At 60.7% G+C, this 229-nt stretch carries 1 protein-coding gene; it reads right to left on the reverse strand.

All coding sequences use genetic code 11. The features are described from left to right. The coding region (locus SB786_RS38000) for a hypothetical protein (protein ID WP_410731813.1) at window positions 1-229 on the reverse strand (229 nt) is incomplete at both ends.

Raw genomic sequence — 229 nt, forward strand, 5'->3', positions numbered from 1 at the left:
GCCCACAGCACGCCGTGAGGTGGGCACTGACCTGCGCCTTGACACCCTGAACGATCTTCATGAGTGCATCGGCACCCACCCGGGGCGTGCCATACAAAGCGTCCAGCCTAGCGCGCTGCGCTTTGTTCAACGTCCCGTAGAACGTCTTTGTTACAGCCAGTGCCTTGGCCACCAGATCAGCCGCATTACGTTCCTCCGCGGTCAGCAGAATGGGTTCATGACCAGAGGG

Source organism: Burkholderia sp. SIMBA_062 (assembly GCF_046534765.1).
GTDB lineage: Bacteria > Pseudomonadota > Gammaproteobacteria > Burkholderiales > Burkholderiaceae > Burkholderia > Burkholderia ambifaria.